Below are 18,440 nucleotides of genomic sequence, written 5' to 3' on the forward strand. Positions count from 1 at the left end.
AAAATAAGACACACTCAATTGATTATTGGACGATTTGAATAATAAGGATTCACTGATGGCTAAGCAAAACCAAATCGACGCTAAAGAGATTCGCATTGACGCTGATCCTTTAAGCACCTTTCATATGGACGAAGAGACACTGCGATTAGAGCTGGTTAAGGCGCAATATGCGCTACGAGAGACCCGTCAGCAAGGGCAAGCCACAGGGCTGTTGGTGTTGGTCAATGGTATGGAGCTATCTGGTAAAGGGGCTGCGGTGACTCAGCTGCGTCAGTGGGTCGATCCTAGACTACTAAACGTCGAAGCCAATATTGGCACCTTGCCCAGTGAGTATGAGCCCCTATGGCAAGCGCATGTGGCCAAGCTACCGCGCCATGGCAACATCACCGCCTACTTCGGTAACTGGTATGCCGACTTAATGGAAGGGGTGCTACAAAAAATGAAGCAGGATAAAAACAAATCTCAACACAATGAGCTTGCTGACTGGGAGGCGTATATGCGCGGTCAATTACAGGTCTTGTCTGAATTTGAAACCGACTTAATCAACAACCATACCAAACTGTTAAAGTGTTGGTTTCATATAGATGAGCGCACCTTAAAGTCGCGCCTTAAAGATAACAAGGCTGATCCTGAGTGGTTATATCACATGGACTGGCAGGATAAAAAACGGGTGAAACAGTTTAATGACATTGCCAAAATCATCTTAAGTCAGCAATCAGATTGGGTCATCATAGATGGCTCTGACCCTGAAGAGGGCGGGGATAAGCATGACAAAAAGTCCCATAAAGACTTGGGCTATAGTGAGGCGGCCAGCTTACAGTTTTGTCATGAAGTGCTGCATGCAACGCAGTCAGCTTTAATCAGCAGTCAACAAAATGACAGCAAACATCCTTTGGTATCGCAAGTCAGCCGCAATATCAATGCCGCCTTTTCATGGGCAGATGTGCCTGATAAGCTCACCGATATAGATGATCCTGATATGGGTAAGTCAGATTACCAAAAAGCTTTGATCAAAAAGCAAGAGCGCTTAGCTGAGCTATTACGAGCCCGTGCCAACTCTGAGGGCAAAGGCGGCAGACAGGGCAAATCTGCTGCCAAAAATCACCATGTGGTGTTTGCTTTTGAGGGCATGGATGCTGCCGGCAAGGGCGGCGCAATCAAGCGTTTGGTGGCACTGTTAGACCCACGTGAATATCAGATTTATAACATATCAGCGCCCAACCAGATGGAGCTACAGCACCCTTATTTATGGCGCTTTTGGCGACGGATGCCGGAGTTTGCGCCCAATCTAAAAGAGGAGCGCTTAAGCCGAGTGGCCATCTTTGATAGAACCTGGTATGGCCGAGTACTGGTCGAGCGCATCGAAGGTTTTGCCAGTGAGGCGGCCTGGCAGCGGGCGTATGAAGAGATTAACCGTATGGAGCGGGACTTGGTAGATAAAGGGACCATTGTCATCAAGTACTGGCTGGCCATAGACAAGCAAGAGCAGCTCGACCGCTTTGAGGACAGAAAAGATACGCCGCACAAGCAGTTTAAACTAACCGAAGATGATTGGCGCAACCGAGACAAGTGGCATGAGTATGTACAGGCGGCAGCGGATATGTTGGCGCGTACCAATACTAAGCATGCACCTTGGCATGTGGTGGCCACCAATGACAAGCGAACTGCACGTTTGGCTGTGCTTGATCATGCCATTGCTCAGCTTGAAAAAGTCATTAAAACTTAATCAAAAAAAACAGCGGTTTCAAGTTGCATCGGACAAGGGTATAATATGCAGAATTTATGCCCCAACAGGTATAATTGATAGTTATTAATGCCGACAACTTTCCCATAGACTTTATCAAGTAAGCCTTGATTGCTGGTGCGATCAAGGTTATTACAGTTGTCGTATGTCTCGATCAAACGGACTTGTACTAATTCATTGAAGCCCCGATCTCTCGGGGTTTTACATTTTCACATCCGATTGGCTCAGAAATCTCATGCTTCCAAAGTCAACTACATCAAGTAGCGCCCAGTTTACGGGTTCGAAAAAAGCTAATATACTTTTTGGTCTATTCCTGTTTGTCATGACCGCATATTTTATGTGGTGGGGCTTGGATTATACCAATCACCAGCAGACGCCATTATTTATCGTGGCTACCGTGTTTGGCATATTTATGGCCTTCAACATTGGGGGGAACGATGTTGCCAACTCCTTTGGTACATCGGTAGGCGCGGGTACTTTATCCATTCCGCAAGCCTTGGCCATTGCCGCCATTTTTGAGGTATCTGGGGCGGTGCTTGCTGGTGCTGAGGTAACCGATACCATTCGTAAAGGTATTGTTGATTTAGATGCCTTATCAGTGACGCCCAACCAGTTCATCTATGTGATGCTATCGGCGTTGATTGCTGCGGCGTTCTGGCTATTGTTTGCTACCAAAAAAGGCTTACCGGTTTCTACCACGCACTCCATTATTGGTGGGGTAGTGGGCAGCTCGATTGTTATGGGTATTCAAGTGGGCGGGCCTTCATTGGCATTTTCTACCGTGCACTGGGATCAAATAGGACAAATTGCTTTATCTTGGGTATTGTCACCTTTATTAGGTGGTATACTGGCGTATGTGCTATACAGCCAAATTAAAGTCAATATTTTGTCTTATAATGACCGTGTTGAAGCCCGAGTTAAAGAGCTTAAAGCGGCCAAAAAAGCACTAAAAAAACGCCATAAAGAATGGATCAATGAGTTGGCTGAGTCGCTACAGGTGTCCTATACGTCAAAGATGGTACGTGACCAAGAGATTTATAAAGACGAGGATACCGAACGAGATGATCTGGAGACAGACTACTATCAAGAGCTTTATGATATCGAGCGTGAAAGAGACAGCATTGATACTCTAAAAGCATTGCGTCAATGGGTGCCTTTGGTGGCCGCATTAGGCGGTGTGGTTATGACTTCTATGGTGGTGTTTAAAGGCCTACAAAACGTTGATATGAGTCTAACCACGTTAAATGGCTTCTTAATCATGATTATGATTGGGGCGCTTATTTGGCTGACGACCTTTATTTATACTAAGAGTATTAAAGGCAAGCAGAAAGAAGACTTGGGCCGTGCTACCTTTATTTTGTTTAGCTGGATGCAGGTATTTACTGCAGCAGGCTTTGCATTTAGCCATGGTGCCAATGATATCGCCAACGCTGTGGGTCCTTTTGCAGCCATCATGGACGTTATTCGTACCAATAGTATCGCCAGCGAAGCGGCTGTACCTAGCGCGGTTATGGTCACCTTTGGTGTCGCCTTAATTGTGGGCTTATGGTTTATTGGTAAAGAGGTTATCCAAACTGTGGGTACCAATTTGGCCGAGATGCATCCTGCGTCAGGCTTCTCAGCTGAGTTATCAGCAGCAGCGGTAGTCATGGGCGCCTCTATGCTGGGTCTACCTGTTTCTAGTACGCATGTACTTGTGGGTGCGGTATTGGGTATTGGTATGGTGAATAAAAACACCAACTGGGGTTTGATGAAGCCAATCGGTTTGGCTTGGGTAGTTACTTTACCTGCTGCCGCTACCATGTCTATGGTCAGCTACTTAATTTTAAGCAACGTATTTTAAGCGTATAGAGCCCCTAAGCGTCGCTAAATAGACTTAAAAAGCCCTCAATTAGTGTGAGGGCTTTTTTGTGTTTGGCTTAATAGCTTATTAAAAGATAAGGGGCTTAAACGTTTTTACCGTGCTGTTTTTGCTGAATGCTTTTAGCAATTTTATAGCACTCATTGATGTGGTCGTTCGCGATTTTTTTGAAAATCATATAGCCCATGGTAGCGGCCACAAGCTGGCCACCTAGTGGAATGAATTTGGTCACTTGCTTGGCAACAATACGGCCACCATAACCTTGAACTGTCTTTTTCACCACACCACGAGTTGCCATTAGGCCGGCAAAATCAACGGCACGGTTTTTCATCTCATTCCAATGCACTTCTTTGGCATCTAAGTCGATGGCAGATTCACGCTCAGAGATAAGGCCAAAACGCTCACTGATTTCAGGCAATAATTGGGTCAAAATACCTGCATCAATGGCCACGTCCATAAAAGGAACCGGAATAATGGCGGCGCCCGCTGAGTATTTGGCGCGTTTTTTTACCAGTTGCTCACACTCTTTTTTTACTTGCTCTAAGTTTAGATCTGGATCAATGGTTTCAGGGAGTTTTTCTGCTGCAGGAACAGTTATCATAAAGTATCCTTAAATGAAGGGTGAGAAGTTATAAGGTTGCCCATTAAATGGCATTATGTGCTAATTTTAAAGAATTGCACTTTTGACACAAGTGGCAGTTTGTATCTTTACGCCTGCTGTCGCTAAATTTTGTAAATATATGATTATTTTATTTTAATACCGTTTTTGAGTATTTGACCCCATATTAATATAAACCCAATTAGAGTTGAATAAAGACCACCATGCTAAAGTTAACCCCCAGATTTACCGGCACCTTGCCTGATGATTTACCTGCCTGTTTTACCCAGATGTATCAACAAACCCCGACCCTGACGCGCCTATTTTTGGCACGTGGCATTCAAAGTGACCAAGACTTAGACTATGGGTTATCTGCGCTACTGCCCGCGCAAGGTCTGAGCGATGTCGATGAAGCGGTGACGCTGATGGATGAGGCCATTGAGGCTCAGCGGCGTATTTTGATTGTTGGTGATTTTGATTGTGACGGAGCGACCAGTACGGCGCTGATGATGCGCATCCTGTCACAGATGGGTGCCGTCGTAGATTTTGTGGTGCCGGATCGTTTTAAATATGGCTATGGCCTGACGCCTGAGATAGTACAGCTGGGTATAGAGCAGTACCAGCCGGATATGATTATTACTGTAGATAATGGCATCTCAAGCCATGAGGGGGTTGATAAGGCCATTGCCAATGGCATTAAGGTAATTATCACCGATCATCACCTCACCACTAAGAGCAAGCCTAATGCCCATGCTGTGGTGAATCCCAATCAGCTGGGCTGCTCATTTGAGAGTAAGGCCTTGGTGGGCGTAGGCGTGGCCTTTTATCTGCTCGGGCGTCTGGCCAAGTACCGCCGAGAAGCGGGGCGATCAACGGCCCAAGTGAGCCGTTATTTAGACTTAGTGGCCTTGGGCACCATCGCCGATGTGGGCGTGCTTGATCACAACAACCGCATCTTGGTCAATCACGGCTTGGCTGCGATAAGAGCAGGGCGCTGCTCGCTGGGTATATTGGCGCTGCTTGAGCTGGCGGGGCGTGATTACCAAAAGATGAGCGTACAAGACTTTGGCTTCGTCATTGGCCCTCGTATCAATGCGGCAGGGCGCATGGACAATATGCGTATTGGTATTGAATGCTTGATGGCCGATGACATGAGTGACGCCAAGCGTTTGGCCTTTGAGCTTGATAAGCTGAACAAGGAGCGCCGCTATGTTGAGGGCGAGATGCGTGAGCAGGCCGATGAGATTTTAGGTCAGCTGCAGCCAAACTCAGACCGCAGTCAGGGACAGACGACTGATGAGCAAAGTGATGATAGTTTAAAGCAACAAGCAGAGTCTTTTACTGATAAGGCACAGCCGCGCAGTTTGATTTTGTATCAAGACAACTGGCATCAAGGGGTTATTGGTATTGTGGCCGGCCGTCTTAAAGAAAGCCATTATCGACCTGCCATTGTATTTGCTCCGGCAGATGATACTCAGCTTGACGGGCAAGATGCGATTAAAGGCTCAGCACGCTCTATCCCAGGCATTCATATTCGTGATGCCATAGAGCGCATCGCAGAGAGCCATCCTGAGCTGATTACCCACTTTGGTGGGCATGCCATGGCAGCGGGGCTTACGCTTAAAAGAAAGGATTTTAAGGCGTTTGCTGAGGCATTTGAGCTGCAAATGCAAAGTGTGGAAGCTTCGGTATTTGAGGAGCAGCAGTTCACCGATGGTCAACTGCTGGCAGAAGACTTTAGCTTACAGTTCGTTGAGGCGTTGACACAAAACCATATCTGGGGTCATGGTTTTGTGCCACCACAGTTCGATGGTGTGTTTGACGTGGTGCAGGCGCGAATTTTAAAAGACAAGCATTTAAAGCTATCGCTAAAATACCCTGGGGTGATGTATCCTATTGATGCCATCTGGTTTAACTATGATCCCAAAAAATGGGATTACCGTGCCCAACAAGTACATGTATTGTTTGAGCTTAGTATTAATGAGTGGCAGGGTAATCAAAATATTCAGCTGATGGTAAAGGACGTAGCGGTCACCCAAATTAGCCCCTAAGCCGCTATGAATTAAATGACTATTTGACCAAGCGGATAGAAGGCAAATGCCAGTCAAAGCGCAGTGCCAACACGCGAATAAAGAAAATAACGCCGAGGGTGATCAAATCGTTCATACCGGTTTGCACCCCAAGCGCATCTAATAAAAAGTAAAAGCAGGAGCCAATCACGCTGGCGGTAATATAAATCTCTTTTTGTAATACCAGTGGAATTTCATTACAAATAATATCACGAACCAAGCCGCCAACAATGGCCGTACAGACTGCCATTAAAATGGCAATGACCGGTGCCACGCCTTGTGATAACGCTACTTTAAGTCCAATGACGCTAAAAGCGGCCAGACCCACAGCATCAAAAAGCTTCAAGGCAGTATCAATCTTGTGATACAAATGAAAAAATATTTGTAGTGCCAATGAGGTAATGGTAATCACAATCACATAGTTCAAATCTGTCATCCAAAATAAAGGATGGCGATTGAGCACCACATCACGGATAGTTCCGCCGCCAATGGCATTAGCCATAGACACCAAAATACAGCCAGCGATATCAAACCCTTTGTGCTGGGCAAGTAAGGTGCCCGCGATGGCACACGCAATTACTCCGATCATATCGAAGATATAAATTAAGATATCGGGACTAACAATATAATTTGGCATGGCATCATCACATAAAATCAAGCAAAGACAGTTGAGAGGGGGAATAAGTCGCTTATTATTCGGGGCGTATTATATAGTTAAAGTCTAACTAAAGGCAGTGTAAGCAAAATTAAAAGCCATTATTGTCATAAATAGCAGCGCCTAACTTTTTTATGCTGCAAATTAAAAGGCCTCTGAGTAAGAGACCTTTATCATTAATTACCATGTGTTGTGAGCGTATTGCTAAAATGGCGTTATTTTAACACTCGAAGACCAGCTTTATTTTCACGTTTGGGCTTGTCACTTGTGGCAGGTTTGGACTTAGTAGGCTGAGGTTCTTGCTCCAAAGGGGTGTAATTATCATATTCACTGGGGTCAAAAGGCATGCCCACGGTCTGATCTTCTTTGGCAAAAATAGCCATAACTGCCTGCATAGGAATCCAAAGCTCACGTGACACACCACCAAAGCGGGCATTAAAGCTGATGTAAGTGTTGTCCATATTCATATTACCCGTAGCGCGACTGGCAATATTCAGCACAATCTGACCATTTTGTACATGCTCAGTAGGAATGACTAAATTGTCTTGGGTGGCATCTACTAAGATGTAAGGGGTTAATGCATTGTCCTCCATCCATTCATAAAAGGCACGAATCAGATAGGGGCGAGTGGGCGTTAAAGTCGGCTCTTGTGGCATAGTCATCTCTTTTTATTTATTTGATTTACTGGGGTTATGAATAGGCTGACAGTATAGCCAGCCACAAGCTACTCGATAGACCTCAAAAAGCTTTCACGCTCAAAAATACGCTTTTGATACTCAAGCAGCGGCCGGATTAAATGCGCTGGCAACTCAATTTGCATCTCTTCTAAGCGGTATAGCATAGCGCCAAGCAGCACATCACACCAGCCAAAATCATCGGACATAAAATAGCTACTATTACCAAATACTGGCGCTAATGTGACCAGTGCATCAGACAGTTTGCGACGGGCAATTTTGGCCTGATCAGGATTGAGGCTGTCTTTATGGGTTAATAAAATACGCCCAAGCTTTAGCCAATCATTTTGAATGCGCCACGCCAATTGACGTTGTAAGGCTTTTGACTTAGGCGTATCAGGCAGCAGCTTGTGTCCGTGGTATCTGTCTTCAAGATACTCAAAAATAACGTTCAGCTCATAGAGGCTAAAGTCGCGATGTACCAATACGGGTAGGGTATTGTAAGGATTGAGTTGACGCAAATCCTCGGGACGTTCGCTGTCTAATAAAGACAAATAATACTTTAGCTGTTTTTCAGCCAACAAAAACCTGACAACGTGGCTATCGTAGCCATCATCGGCATACAGGACAAGCTGGCTATCAGGGATATCTCTAGGATCAATCATGGACTACAAAAGGCAATAAATAGACTAGCATCGTAACCAAACTGCTCAAGTTAATCAATAGTAGAATCTTTAATACCAGCCTGCAAGCATTCAACGCCATCCCTTAGATTTTTGACTTCCTCCCCTCGCTAAACCGAGGGGATTCCTACAACTAGACGGTCAAGCCCGACCGCAAGGATGTTCTTAGCAGCATTGATATCTCTATCATGCCATGTGCCACACTCAGCACACCTCCATCCTCTTATTCCAAGACCTGCTCTACCTTTTGGACTACTACCGCTTATTTTAAGGCAGTGTGAACAGGTCTGGGTAGTGTAACTCTCATTTACCATCTCAAGCTGACAACCTGCATACTTGCATTTATATTCCAGTTGTCTTTTGAGTTCAAACCATCCTGCATCGTATGTTGATTTAGCCAGTTTGGTCATCGAATTGGTAAATGAGCGTGATTTAACATCACCAACCACAATTAAAGCATTATTTTGAACTAGCTTGGTGGTGAATTTGTGTATGGCATCTAATCTTGAGTTTTTGATCTTGGCATGGATAGCCTTTACCCGGCTTTTATTGTTTGCACGCTGGGCGACTGCTAATTTATTAGCCCACTTTTGAGTTTGTTTGGTTGTCAGCTTGTCACCGTTTGAGGTGGTAGCAGACTCTTTTAAACCTAAATCAATACCAACACTACCTTTACCACTCACTTGTTTGGGAAAGTCTTTAACAGTAATACAGGCATACCAACGATTACGGCTGTCTTGCACTATCTCAAGCGTATTGATTTGATACAAAGACAAATTGTAGCTATCGAATACGTCTATGATAAGCTTTTGACCTTTACAGAGCGATAGCTGTATGGTTGATTTCAGTGCTTTTTTACCTGTTTGTCTTGTATGTAGATACTTTATGGCAGACTTTTTAAAAGGTATCCAACCTAAGCTTTTTCGTTTGGCATCGGGTCGGTTGGTTCGCCAATTAAGTTTAGTTTTTTTAAACTGCTTACGAGATTTCGCATGAGTCTCGTTAATGGCTTGCAAAGTTTGCGAGTGCAAGCCTAAATACTCACCACTGCCTTTGGTGTATTGGATTAAATCATAGGCCGAAAAGTACTTACCTGTGCGTCTTAAATGCTCAAAGCTTAACGCATTAACATAGTTCCACGCATAGTTAACACTCCCAGCTAGTTTGTTTAGCTGGTTTGCATGTTTGTCTTTGATGCGTAGCTTGAGTGTTTTCATGCCTTTAGTATGGCGAGGTTAATTTTAACTTGCAATACTTTAAGTACTAATCACGACAGTGTGTGTCGCCTTATGTCCACCCCCTGAAGGGGGTGGTTTTACGGCGACCGGTGATAAAGTATAGCCATAAAAAAAGACGATAGATTACTCTATCGTCTTTTTTGGTTTACTGAGCTATTTAGGCTTAGGCAGACTATTTTACGTCTTTCCAGAACTCTTTATTTAGTAAGTAAACTGGGATTAATAAAATTAGCAAGAAGATAATCACGAAGAAGCCATAGCGTTGACGGTCTTCACGAACAGGCTCTGCCATCCAAGCCATAAAGTTGACGAGGTCACCCACACGGCTGCGGTATTCTTCTTCGCCCAACTGGTTTTGTAAGTTCATCAAAACGTGAGGCATAGCAGCATTGTGCAGCACTAGGTTGTTCGCGCCCCAAGGACGGCTAGGATCTTCATAGAAGCTAAGTAGGTATGTGTATACCCAGTCATCACCACGTAGACGTGTCTCTAAAGATAAATCAGGTGGTGGCGCGCCAAACCAAGAGGCTTGAATTTCAGGGTCAATACCGTTGTCAATTTGATCACCGATTTGATCTGAAGTAACCAATAAGTACTTCTCAACCAATTCAGGTGGAATCTCTAAGTCTTGAGCAATACGTGAATGACGCACGTATTTAGCCGTATGACAGCCTGCACAGTAGTTCATGAACATGGTAGCACCACGCTGCAAAGAACCTTTATTAGCAAAGTCGATAGGGGCTGTGCTACACGCTAAATGCTCTTCCACACCATCTGCGTTGGTAAAGGTGCCGCAGCCTTCACCACCTGCTGCTTGCGCAGAGGTAGTGGCGGCTAGTGTTAAAGCAACACCAAATCCGAAGCCGGTCAATGATTTAGTTAAAGCACTCATTAGTGACCTCCAGTAACGCGTTCAGGTGGCTGCTTACATGTCTCAATTGATGTATAAATAGGCATCAATAAGAAATATAAGAAGTACAAGATAGTAAAGATACGACCTAGGATAGTGTTCACTGGAGTAGCAGGTGCCACACCTAAGTAACCTAGTACTAAGAAGCTAACTACGAAGATACCTAGTGCAATCTTAGATAAAATACCTTTGTAACGAATAGACTTCACAGGTGAACGGTCTAACCATGGCAATAAAAACAACATGGCAATCGCACCACCCATCGCAATAACACCACCTAACTTATCAGGAACTGCACGTAAAATTGCATAAAATGGCGTGTAGTACCAAACTGGGGCAATGTGTGGCGGAGTCTTCAATGAGTTAGCCACTTCGAAGTTTGGTTTTTCTAAGAAGAAACCACCACCTTCTGGGAAGAAGAAGATAACAGCAAAGAAGATGATAAAGAATACCACGATACCCACTAAGTCATGCACAGTGTAGTAAGGGTGGAATGGAACACCGTCTAAAGGTACGCCGTTTTTATCTTTTAGCTTTTTAATATCAACGCCATCAGGGTTATTTGAACCCACATGGTGTAGCGCCACTAAGTGAATGAATACTAAGCCTACTAATACCAATGGAATGGCCACAACGTGTAGGGCGAAGAAACGGTTAAGGGTAATACCAGAGATTAGGTAGTCACCACGAACCCATTCAGCAAGGCCGTCACCAATGACAGGAATAGCTGCAGGTAAGTTAAGAATAACCTGAGCACCCCAAAATGACATGTTACCCCAAGGAAGTAGGTAACCGAAGAAGCCTTCTGCCATTAGACATAGGTAGATACCCATACCAATTAGCCAGATAAGCTCACGAGGCTTCTTATATGAGCCATAGAGCATACCGCGGAACATATGCAGGTAGACCACTACGAAGAAGGCAGAAGCACCGGTAGAGTGCATGTAGCGAATCAACCAGCCGCCTTTAACATCACGCATGATGTATTCAACAGAAGCAAACGCGCCTTCAGCACTTGGGTTAAACATCATGGTCAGCCAAATACCAGTTACTAACTGGTTGACCAACACAATCATTGATAAAACACCGAAGAAATACCAAAAGTTGAAGTTCTTTGGTGCGTAGTACTTCGACATATGGTATTCATACGTCTCAGTCGCGGGGAAGCGGGCATCAACCCAGCTCATCATCTTTTTACCAAAACTCATGATCATGCCTCCCCAATAGTTAAGATAGGACCATCAACACTGTAGTCAGGTATTGGTAGGTTTAGTGGGGCAGGTACACCGCTGTACACGCGTCCAGCTAGGTCGTATTTTGAACCATGGCATGGGCAGAAGAAACCACCGAACCAATCACCACCACCTAAGTCAGCTGCACCTACTTCTGGGCGATAGTTTGGTGCACAGCCCAAATGGGTACAAACACCTTCTACTACCAAGACAGTAGGCTCACGTGAGCGGGTTTCGTTTTTGGCGTATTCAGGTTGCACTGAAGCCTCAGATTGTGGGTCACTTAATAAAGGCGTTACTTTAGTTAAGTTGTCCAACATCTCAGGAGTACGCTTGACGACGAAGATTGGTTTACCACGATATTTCACCACAATCATTTGACCATCTTCAATGGCACTAATGTCTTGGGTAACGGCAGCACCTGCAGCTTCAGCCTTCGCACTTGGATACCAAGAGCGAACAAATGGCGTGGCCACCGATGCAACTCCTACTGCGCCAATAGCGGCAGTTGAAGCGATCAGAACTCTACGGCGTTTTATGTTGACGCCTTCGGCATGGCTCATTAAAAACTTCCTCCAGATAAAAGTCATGAAATGACGGCACCTAGTATATAAGTAACTCGTACAGTTTCATACTGGTATGTAAAACCCAATGCAATAAGAAGACAATAACTTTTACTTCCGCTGTGTTATTTGTCATTAATAATATATGTTGGGTTACATTGGCTTTGCCTAATATTACTAATTGTGTCTATTCTAAGCTATTTTAGTAATAAAATAAATTCGCATCTGTAAAAATAAAAAAACCCTTGAGTCAACAAGGGTTTTTTTGATATTAAATAAGCAAGTACAACTCTGCCTATAAAATAAATTAACGTTTAGAGAATTGAGGACGTTTACGCGCTTTGCGTAGACCCAATTTCTTACGTTCAACTTGACGTGAGTCACGAGTAACAAAACCAGCTTCTTTAAGAGCAGGTTTTAAAGTTTCGTCAGACTCGATTAGCGCGCGAGTGATACCATGACGGATAGCACCGGCTTGACCATTGATACCACCACCTTTAACAGTAGCATAGATATCATAAGTTTCAGCTGAATCAAGTAATTCTAGTGGCTGACGAACAACCATACGTGAAGTTTCACGACCAAAATACTCATCAAGTGGTTTGCCGTTTACAACGATGTTACCAGTACCTTTTGATAAAAAGACGCGGGCAGTTGACGTTTTACGACGACCAGTTCCGTAATTGCGTTCCATAACTTACTCCTGATTATGCGATTAGATGTCTAGTTCTTTAGGCTGCTGGGCGGCATGTGGATGCTCTGTACCAGCATATAGCTTCAACTTCTTAATAGTAGCATAACCAAGAGGGCCTTTAGGTAACATGCCTTTTACGGCTTTCAAAAGAACTTCTTCTGGTTTATGAGCGATTAACTTAGTGAAGTTAGTCTCTTTAATGCCGCCAGGATAGCCACTGTGACGATAGTATTTTTTGTCTTGGGCTTTCTTACCAGTTACAGCAATCTTGTCAGCATTGATAACAACGATATAATCGCCAGTATCGACATGCGGAGTGAAAGAAGGCTTATGCTTACCGCGTAGGCGAGCAGCAATTTGAGTGGCAAGACGACCTAAAGTTTTACCTTCAGCATCGACGATATACCAGTCGTGAGTAACCTCAGCGGGCTTTGCACTTTGTGTTTTCATGATTAAACCTTAAGTTATCGAGTGAAGCAGTTGTCTGTGAAACAGCTAAACTGCTTCACTGTCGTTGAGAGTGTTGGGGGAAACGGGGCTCTCAAAAAACAGACGCACATTGTAGTCATTGGCTACAAAAAAAGCAACATAAGAATGTAATTAGCACAGATTATTTATTTTAACTAACCTGCGCATTTAGGCTTCTATTTGTACTTGAATTAAACTGGCAAAAATCTGCCCCATTTTTGTCTCTTTTAAAAGGGTGTAATTATACGCTAACCCTTGCAAGGTTTGGGAAATCTCTCGCCTATCTTCTAAATAAAATAAAGTATGTTTATTGACCAATTTATTTTCTATAAGGGCGGTTAATAAAGGTACCCATAGCTCTAAGTCGTAAGGCGGATCGACAAACACCAAATGATAGCCAAAAGCGTTGTCGCTACTTTGCAAGTTTGTCTGCTCCGCTACGCTTGCTGCACGGTGCTTGAGCGCTAAGGTAGGTATTAGGCTTAGGGCATCACCCACATGTACGGCTAGGCTTGATGCCGGCAGCTTTAAGCGCTCGGCAGTTTGCCCAAGTAAAGCGGCCTGCTTGGGTTGTAGCTCAATAAAAGTGACATAATGAGCGCCTCGTGATAAGGCCTCAAAGCCCAATGCGCCGCTGCCGGCACACAGATCTAACACGGTGGCATCATGGAGCTCAAATTGCACCCAGTTAAATAAAGTCTCGCGCAATCTATCTGGGCTAGGCCGTAGACCATCGGCATCAATAAAGGGCACCAATTGGCGTTTAAATTGACCGCCAATAATGCGCACCTGACCGGTAACACCACTTTTGCCAGATTTTGCAGCAGTGTGTTTAACAGGCTGTTTGCTCATTTTCGAGCGGGCTGTCTTAACAGGGCGTTGGCGCTTGGCACTCATAAGCAAGACTCTCACATCTTTATAGTAGATTGACGGTATACAGGCACATTTTACTCAATAGATCCGTTAATTGCTTTGGGCTGGTTTTGGCTTGTCGGCAGATTTTTCAACAGGCTTGTCGCCAGGCTGAGTAGTGCCGCTCTGCTTTTGCTGCTCTTTAAGGGCTTCTTCTAGCGCAGCTTGGGCATCACGTTCGGCATCTAGGCGTGCTTTTTCTTCAGCCTTTTGCGCTTTTATAATAGCCAGCTCGTCGGGTGTAGGTGGTACGATTGGGTCGCTTTTACGGCGCAGTATCCAATAATCAAACAAGGCGCGGCCAATCGGTGCGGCTGTTGAGCCACCACCGCCACCGTTTTCGACCAAGACGGCCACAGCAATCTCAGGGTCTTCTACCGGTGCAAAGCCGGTGAACCACGCGTGGTCCCAGTGGCGCTTATCTAAAGCGGCCTTGTTATAGCTTTTGCCCTGAGCAATGGACTTGACCTGAGCGGTACCGGTTTTACCAGCGATGCGATACCGCGGAGTATAAATACCGTGACCGGTTCCTCTTTTAACGGTCTCCTCCATCGCATCGCGCATTTTTAGCCAGTCCGCTTGGGTGCCATTAAATTCAATTTGACCTGTCGGCCGATCAATAGGATGTACCTCTGCAGCACCTTCAGATCGCTTAAGCATATGCGGGGTAAGCTTCTTACCTAAGTTTGCGGTCATGGCTGTGGCATTAGCAACCTGAAGCGGCGTCGCCAAAAAGTAACCTTGGCCAATACTGACCGAAATGGTCTCACCCGGTAGCCAGTCTTTATCATAGGTGTCTTTTTTCCACTTAGGGGAGGGCATAACGCCAGATTTCTCACCTGGCAAATCAATACCGGTAGGGCTGCCAAAGCCAAAGCGGATCATCCAATCATGCAGTCTTTGAATGCCCAATTGATACGACAATTTATAATAGTAAGTATCCACAGACATGACGATAGATTTGGTGAGGTTAACCGTACCATGACCGCCTTTTTTCCAGTCACGAAAGCGGTGACTGTCGCCCGGTAGGGTAAAGTAGCCGGGGTCATAAATGGTATCATTCCAGCCCATTACCCCATAATGAATAGCGCCCAAACCCTCAAAAGGCTTGATGGTAGAGGCCGGAGGGTACATGCCCTGAAGCGCTCGGTTATAAAGAGGCTGATCGGGGTCATCGCGCAGCGCCCCATAATCTTTAAAAGAGATGCCCGAAATAAAAGGGTTAGGGTCAAAGCTTGGGTTACTAACGAAGGCTAAGACATCGCCATTTTTAGGGTCAATGGCGACAATAGCACCGCGGCGGCCGTTAAGTTGTTCTTGAGCCACCTTTTGTAGGCCGTAATCTAGGCTTAAATAAATGTCATTACCTGGAACAGGCGGCGTGCTATCAAGTTTGCGCAGCACATCGCCATGGACGTTGGTCTCGACCGCTTGATGCCCAGGCTTACCGAGCAATAAATCCTCATAGTAATTCTCGATACCAATCTTGCCAATTAAATCAGTGCCTGCATAACGCTCTTTGTCTATTTTCTTAGACTCTTTATCATTAATACGACCCACATAACCGATAACGTGCGCAAATAAATCATCATAAGGATAGCTGCGCGTTAGTTTGCTTTGGATGCTCACGCCTTTAAAAAATGGCTTACGCTCACTAAACTGCGCCATTTGCGCATCAGTGATGTCAATTTTTACCGTGACCGGATCATTTTTATTTTTGTCAATGCGTGCCAAGATATCGATAATGTCCTCTTCAGTTAAATCGAAGATAGGCGCTAACAGATGCAACGTACGTGCCGGATCCTTAATCTCATCTGGGCTAAGCATGGCTGTAAACACCGGCTTATTATCGGCCAGCAAATAGCCATTACGGTCATAGATATAACCGCGAGAGGGCGGATCTGAGATGAGCTTAACCCGGTTGTTGTCTGCTTGAGTGATGTATTTTTCGTGAGAATACACTTGCAAGTACCAATAGCGGGCCATAAGCACCGAAAGGCCTAAGAAGATAAATAGCGCAGCAAAAAAAATACGGCTGATAAACACCCGATTTTCTTGTCGAATATCTGAGGAGATAGGTTGTTTCATTAAGTGTATATGCTTAGCAGGCAAAAAGATTGGAAGGTGAGGGCTTAATATGCGGGTAAAAAAACCAATATTTCTAATTATATCATACCAAACTGTGCTGCATGGTAATTGAGCGCAAATATTCAAAGACAGTTTTTAATGCTATTTATCTGAGTGAGAAATTTTTAATCAGCTCTTTTATTGAGCAAAATTAAACAGTGACTTATAAGATTAGGGGTTAACTATTGCACAATTTGATGATATCAAGCTATTATCAGTGCCTGCTATGATTTGCGAGTACGCTTAAGTAAATCAGTGGTGGGTGTGTTAGAATTTGGCACACAAAATGACCGATACACGGAAGTGGGTGTTTAACCTAAGTCTATAAAGAACAATAAAGAATAAGTGATATATCCAACATGTTCTCTTCTATTTGGCAAGTCTTAACTGCACATCCTGAATTTTTAGCGATGCTCACTATCCCGTTTGTGACGGCATTTGTGACTTGGGCGCATGTTTGGATGGCATTAAAAATGCTGTTTTATCCCATTAAGTTTTGGGGGATAAAAATTCCTAACCTACCGTTTGGCTGGCAGGGTATTGGCTGGCAGGGTATTGTGCCGCGTAAGGCAGGTAAAATCTCAGGGGTCATTGTTGATCAGACCTTATCTAAGCTTGGCTCACTTGATGAATTCTTTAAGGCGATGGAGCCTGAAGAGATGGCTGACTTTATTACTAAAACAGTCGATGCCAATCTTGAACATCTTATTGATGAGATTATGAATGAGCGCTCTGCCTCTTTGTGGAGCAATTTGCCGTATGCATTAAAGCGCCGCATCTACGCGCATGCCCATGAGCAGCTTCCCATTATCATGCGTGAGCTTGTGGTAGACTTAACCCACAACGTAGAAGACTTGGTAGATATGCGCCAAATGATTGTGCGTACTATGGAAAATGACCGCCGTTTGATGGTCAATATGTTTTTGAAGGTGGGCCAAAAAGAGATCAACTTTATTTGGCATATTAGTGCGCTTATAGGCTTTGTGTTTGGTATCGTGCAGATGTTTATTTATCTGTTGGTGCCACAGCACTGGACAGTACCATTTTTTGCTGCCATCTGGGGCTTTTTGACTAACTGGATTGCCATTTGGATGGTGTTTAATCCAGTAGAGCCGGTACCGGTTAAGTATTTAAGACTGTTTAAAAAGGTCAAAGGCTTTCCTTTTGTGGTGCCAGTTATCCCTCGTATGGACACCTATTATTGGCAAGGCGGCTTTATGAAGCGTCAGCCTGAGGTGTCAGAGGTGTTCGCCGGCATCGTGGTGCAAGAGCTGGTAACCCTTGAGAACATCATGAATGAGATGATGTATGGCTATAAAGCGGCTGAGACCCGCAATCTAATGAAGCGCCATTTATATGGAGTGTTAGAGTCACCTGTGGTCAGCACCACTTTGCGTGTCGGCTTGGGGCGACGAGAGTTTGGTCAGCTCAAAAATACCATTATCGATAAGTCTATTGATGCCACTATGGTGCCTATCCGTGATCCGGGGCTTAATGAAAGCCGTGCTAGCAAGATTTATGGCCTGTTTTGTGAGCGTATTAAAGCGTTAACACCCAGAGAGTTCCAAAACTTGCTGCGTCCCGCCTTTAGAGAGGATGAAACCACATTAATTATCTTGGGTGGGGTGACGGGTTTTTTGGCCGGTTGGCTACACTTAATACTGGTCTTTTTCCCCATCAGTGGCGGTTAGATTTATAATTAGACCCATGACTGCTATAAGCTGCATCCTTATGCAGGGCACAAGCTATCTCTGTCTTAAGCGGCGTCTTAGGCAGGTTTTTCGGGTTAAGTGGTTTGTTACCAAGGCTGTTTATATGGCCCGTAACTCTATATAATAGCCGCTATAAATTGTCTTTGATAAAGCCACTCTATTGACTGAGTGGCTTTATTCGTCAAGAGCGCATAACTTACTAAAAAGGTTATCAATAGAGACTACATAATTAGTGATGTTATGTATGTCATGCGTGCTGATAGACCAAGCGCAGTTAAGTTAAGCGTGGCCAATTAGGCA

At 44.6% G+C, this 18,440-nt stretch carries 16 protein-coding genes; 4 read left to right on the forward strand and 12 right to left on the reverse strand.

What is annotated here, in order from left to right; all coding sequences use genetic code 11:
• Positions 1 to 55: 55 nt before the first annotated feature.
• Positions 56 to 1,726 carry an ATPase gene (locus DLE54_RS03945; RefSeq protein WP_110816328.1) on the forward strand — a complete coding sequence of 557 codons (1,671 nt, stop codon included), beginning with the start codon at positions 56 to 58 and terminating at the stop codon, positions 1,724 to 1,726.
• A 253-nt stretch (positions 1,727 to 1,979) separates the two neighbouring features.
• On the forward strand, positions 1,980 to 3,587 hold the full coding sequence (locus DLE54_RS03950) for an inorganic phosphate transporter (RefSeq protein ID WP_011960063.1): 1,608 nt from the start codon (positions 1,980 to 1,982) through the stop codon (positions 3,585 to 3,587).
• Positions 3,588 to 3,690: 103 nt separating this feature from the next.
• Here DLE54_RS03950 and DLE54_RS03955 read toward each other — a convergent pair whose 3' ends face one another.
• Positions 3,691 to 4,206: a DUF697 domain-containing protein gene (locus DLE54_RS03955; RefSeq protein WP_011960064.1), complete on the reverse strand. Its 516-nt coding sequence runs from the start codon at positions 4,204 to 4,206 to the stop codon at positions 3,691 to 3,693.
• A gap of 221 nt (positions 4,207 to 4,427) precedes the next feature.
• Here DLE54_RS03955 and recJ point away from each other — a divergent pair, with 221 nt between their 5' ends.
• Complete coding sequence (gene recJ / locus DLE54_RS03960) at positions 4,428 to 6,254, forward strand: single-stranded-DNA-specific exonuclease RecJ (protein ID WP_110816329.1); 1,827 nt, start codon at positions 4,428 to 4,430, stop codon at positions 6,252 to 6,254.
• Between the two features lie 19 nt (positions 6,255 to 6,273).
• On the opposite strand, the gene DLE54_RS03965 is transcribed toward recJ, so the two are convergent.
• The 11 genes from DLE54_RS03965 to mrdA form a co-directional block, all read right to left on the reverse strand.
• Positions 6,274 to 6,909: a trimeric intracellular cation channel family protein gene (locus DLE54_RS03965; RefSeq protein WP_011960066.1), complete on the reverse strand. Its 636-nt coding sequence runs from the start codon at positions 6,907 to 6,909 to the stop codon at positions 6,274 to 6,276.
• A 233-nt stretch (positions 6,910 to 7,142) separates the two neighbouring features.
• On the reverse strand, positions 7,143 to 7,583 hold the full coding sequence (locus DLE54_RS03970) for a ClpXP protease specificity-enhancing factor (RefSeq protein WP_110816330.1): 441 nt from the start codon (positions 7,581 to 7,583) through the stop codon (positions 7,143 to 7,145).
• A 68-nt stretch (positions 7,584 to 7,651) separates the two neighbouring features.
• Positions 7,652 to 8,266 (reverse strand): glutathione S-transferase N-terminal domain-containing protein, encoded by a 615-nt coding sequence (locus tag DLE54_RS03975; RefSeq protein ID WP_011960068.1) that lies wholly within the window; start codon positions 8,264 to 8,266, stop codon positions 7,652 to 7,654.
• A 128-nt stretch (positions 8,267 to 8,394) separates the two neighbouring features.
• Complete coding sequence (locus DLE54_RS03985; protein ID WP_110816331.1) at positions 8,395 to 9,501, reverse strand: RNA-guided endonuclease InsQ/TnpB family protein; 1,107 nt, start codon at positions 9,499 to 9,501, stop codon at positions 8,395 to 8,397.
• Between the two features lie 193 nt (positions 9,502 to 9,694).
• Entirely contained in the window at positions 9,695 to 10,414 is a 720-nt protein-coding gene (locus DLE54_RS03990) for a cytochrome c1 (protein WP_011960069.1), read from the reverse strand.
• The gene (locus tag DLE54_RS03995; protein ID WP_190272750.1) at positions 10,414 to 11,619 is read right to left on the reverse strand and encodes a cytochrome b; all 1,206 of its coding nucleotides are present in this window, start codon (positions 11,617 to 11,619) and stop codon (positions 10,414 to 10,416) included. The genes DLE54_RS03990 and DLE54_RS03995 overlap by 1 nt, the downstream gene beginning before the upstream one ends.
• 23 nt (positions 11,620 to 11,642) lie before the next feature.
• Entirely contained in the window at positions 11,643 to 12,227 is a 585-nt protein-coding gene (petA, locus tag DLE54_RS04000) for a ubiquinol-cytochrome c reductase iron-sulfur subunit (RefSeq protein WP_041773293.1), read from the reverse strand.
• 307 nt (positions 12,228 to 12,534) lie between these two features.
• Positions 12,535 to 12,921: a 30S ribosomal protein S9 gene (gene rpsI / locus DLE54_RS04005; RefSeq protein WP_007393902.1), complete on the reverse strand. Its 387-nt coding sequence runs from the start codon at positions 12,919 to 12,921 to the stop codon at positions 12,535 to 12,537.
• 21 nt (positions 12,922 to 12,942) lie between these two features.
• The gene (rplM, locus tag DLE54_RS04010) at positions 12,943 to 13,371 is read right to left on the reverse strand and encodes a 50S ribosomal protein L13 (protein WP_007393901.1); all 429 of its coding nucleotides are present in this window, start codon (positions 13,369 to 13,371) and stop codon (positions 12,943 to 12,945) included.
• A gap of 186 nt (positions 13,372 to 13,557) precedes the next feature.
• Positions 13,558 to 14,286 carry a 16S rRNA (guanine(966)-N(2))-methyltransferase RsmD gene (gene rsmD / locus DLE54_RS04015; RefSeq protein ID WP_110816332.1) on the reverse strand — a complete coding sequence of 243 codons (729 nt, stop codon included), beginning with the start codon at positions 14,284 to 14,286 and terminating at the stop codon, positions 13,558 to 13,560.
• Positions 14,287 to 14,352: 66 nt separating this feature from the next.
• Positions 14,353 to 16,389, reverse strand: coding sequence for a penicillin-binding protein 2 (gene mrdA / locus DLE54_RS04020; protein ID WP_110816333.1), 2,037 nt, complete (start codon positions 16,387 to 16,389; stop codon positions 14,353 to 14,355).
• A 398-nt stretch (positions 16,390 to 16,787) separates the two neighbouring features.
• On the opposite strand from mrdA, the gene DLE54_RS04025 reads away from it, so the two are divergent.
• Positions 16,788 to 18,119 (forward strand): DUF445 domain-containing protein, encoded by a 1,332-nt coding sequence (locus tag DLE54_RS04025; RefSeq protein WP_011960074.1) that lies wholly within the window; start codon positions 16,788 to 16,790, stop codon positions 18,117 to 18,119.
• The last annotated feature ends 321 nt before the right edge of the window (positions 18,120 to 18,440 follow it).

The organism is Psychrobacter sp. YP14 (assembly GCF_003209315.1).
In the GTDB taxonomy this organism is placed as follows: Bacteria; Pseudomonadota; Gammaproteobacteria; order Pseudomonadales; family Moraxellaceae; genus Psychrobacter; species Psychrobacter raelei.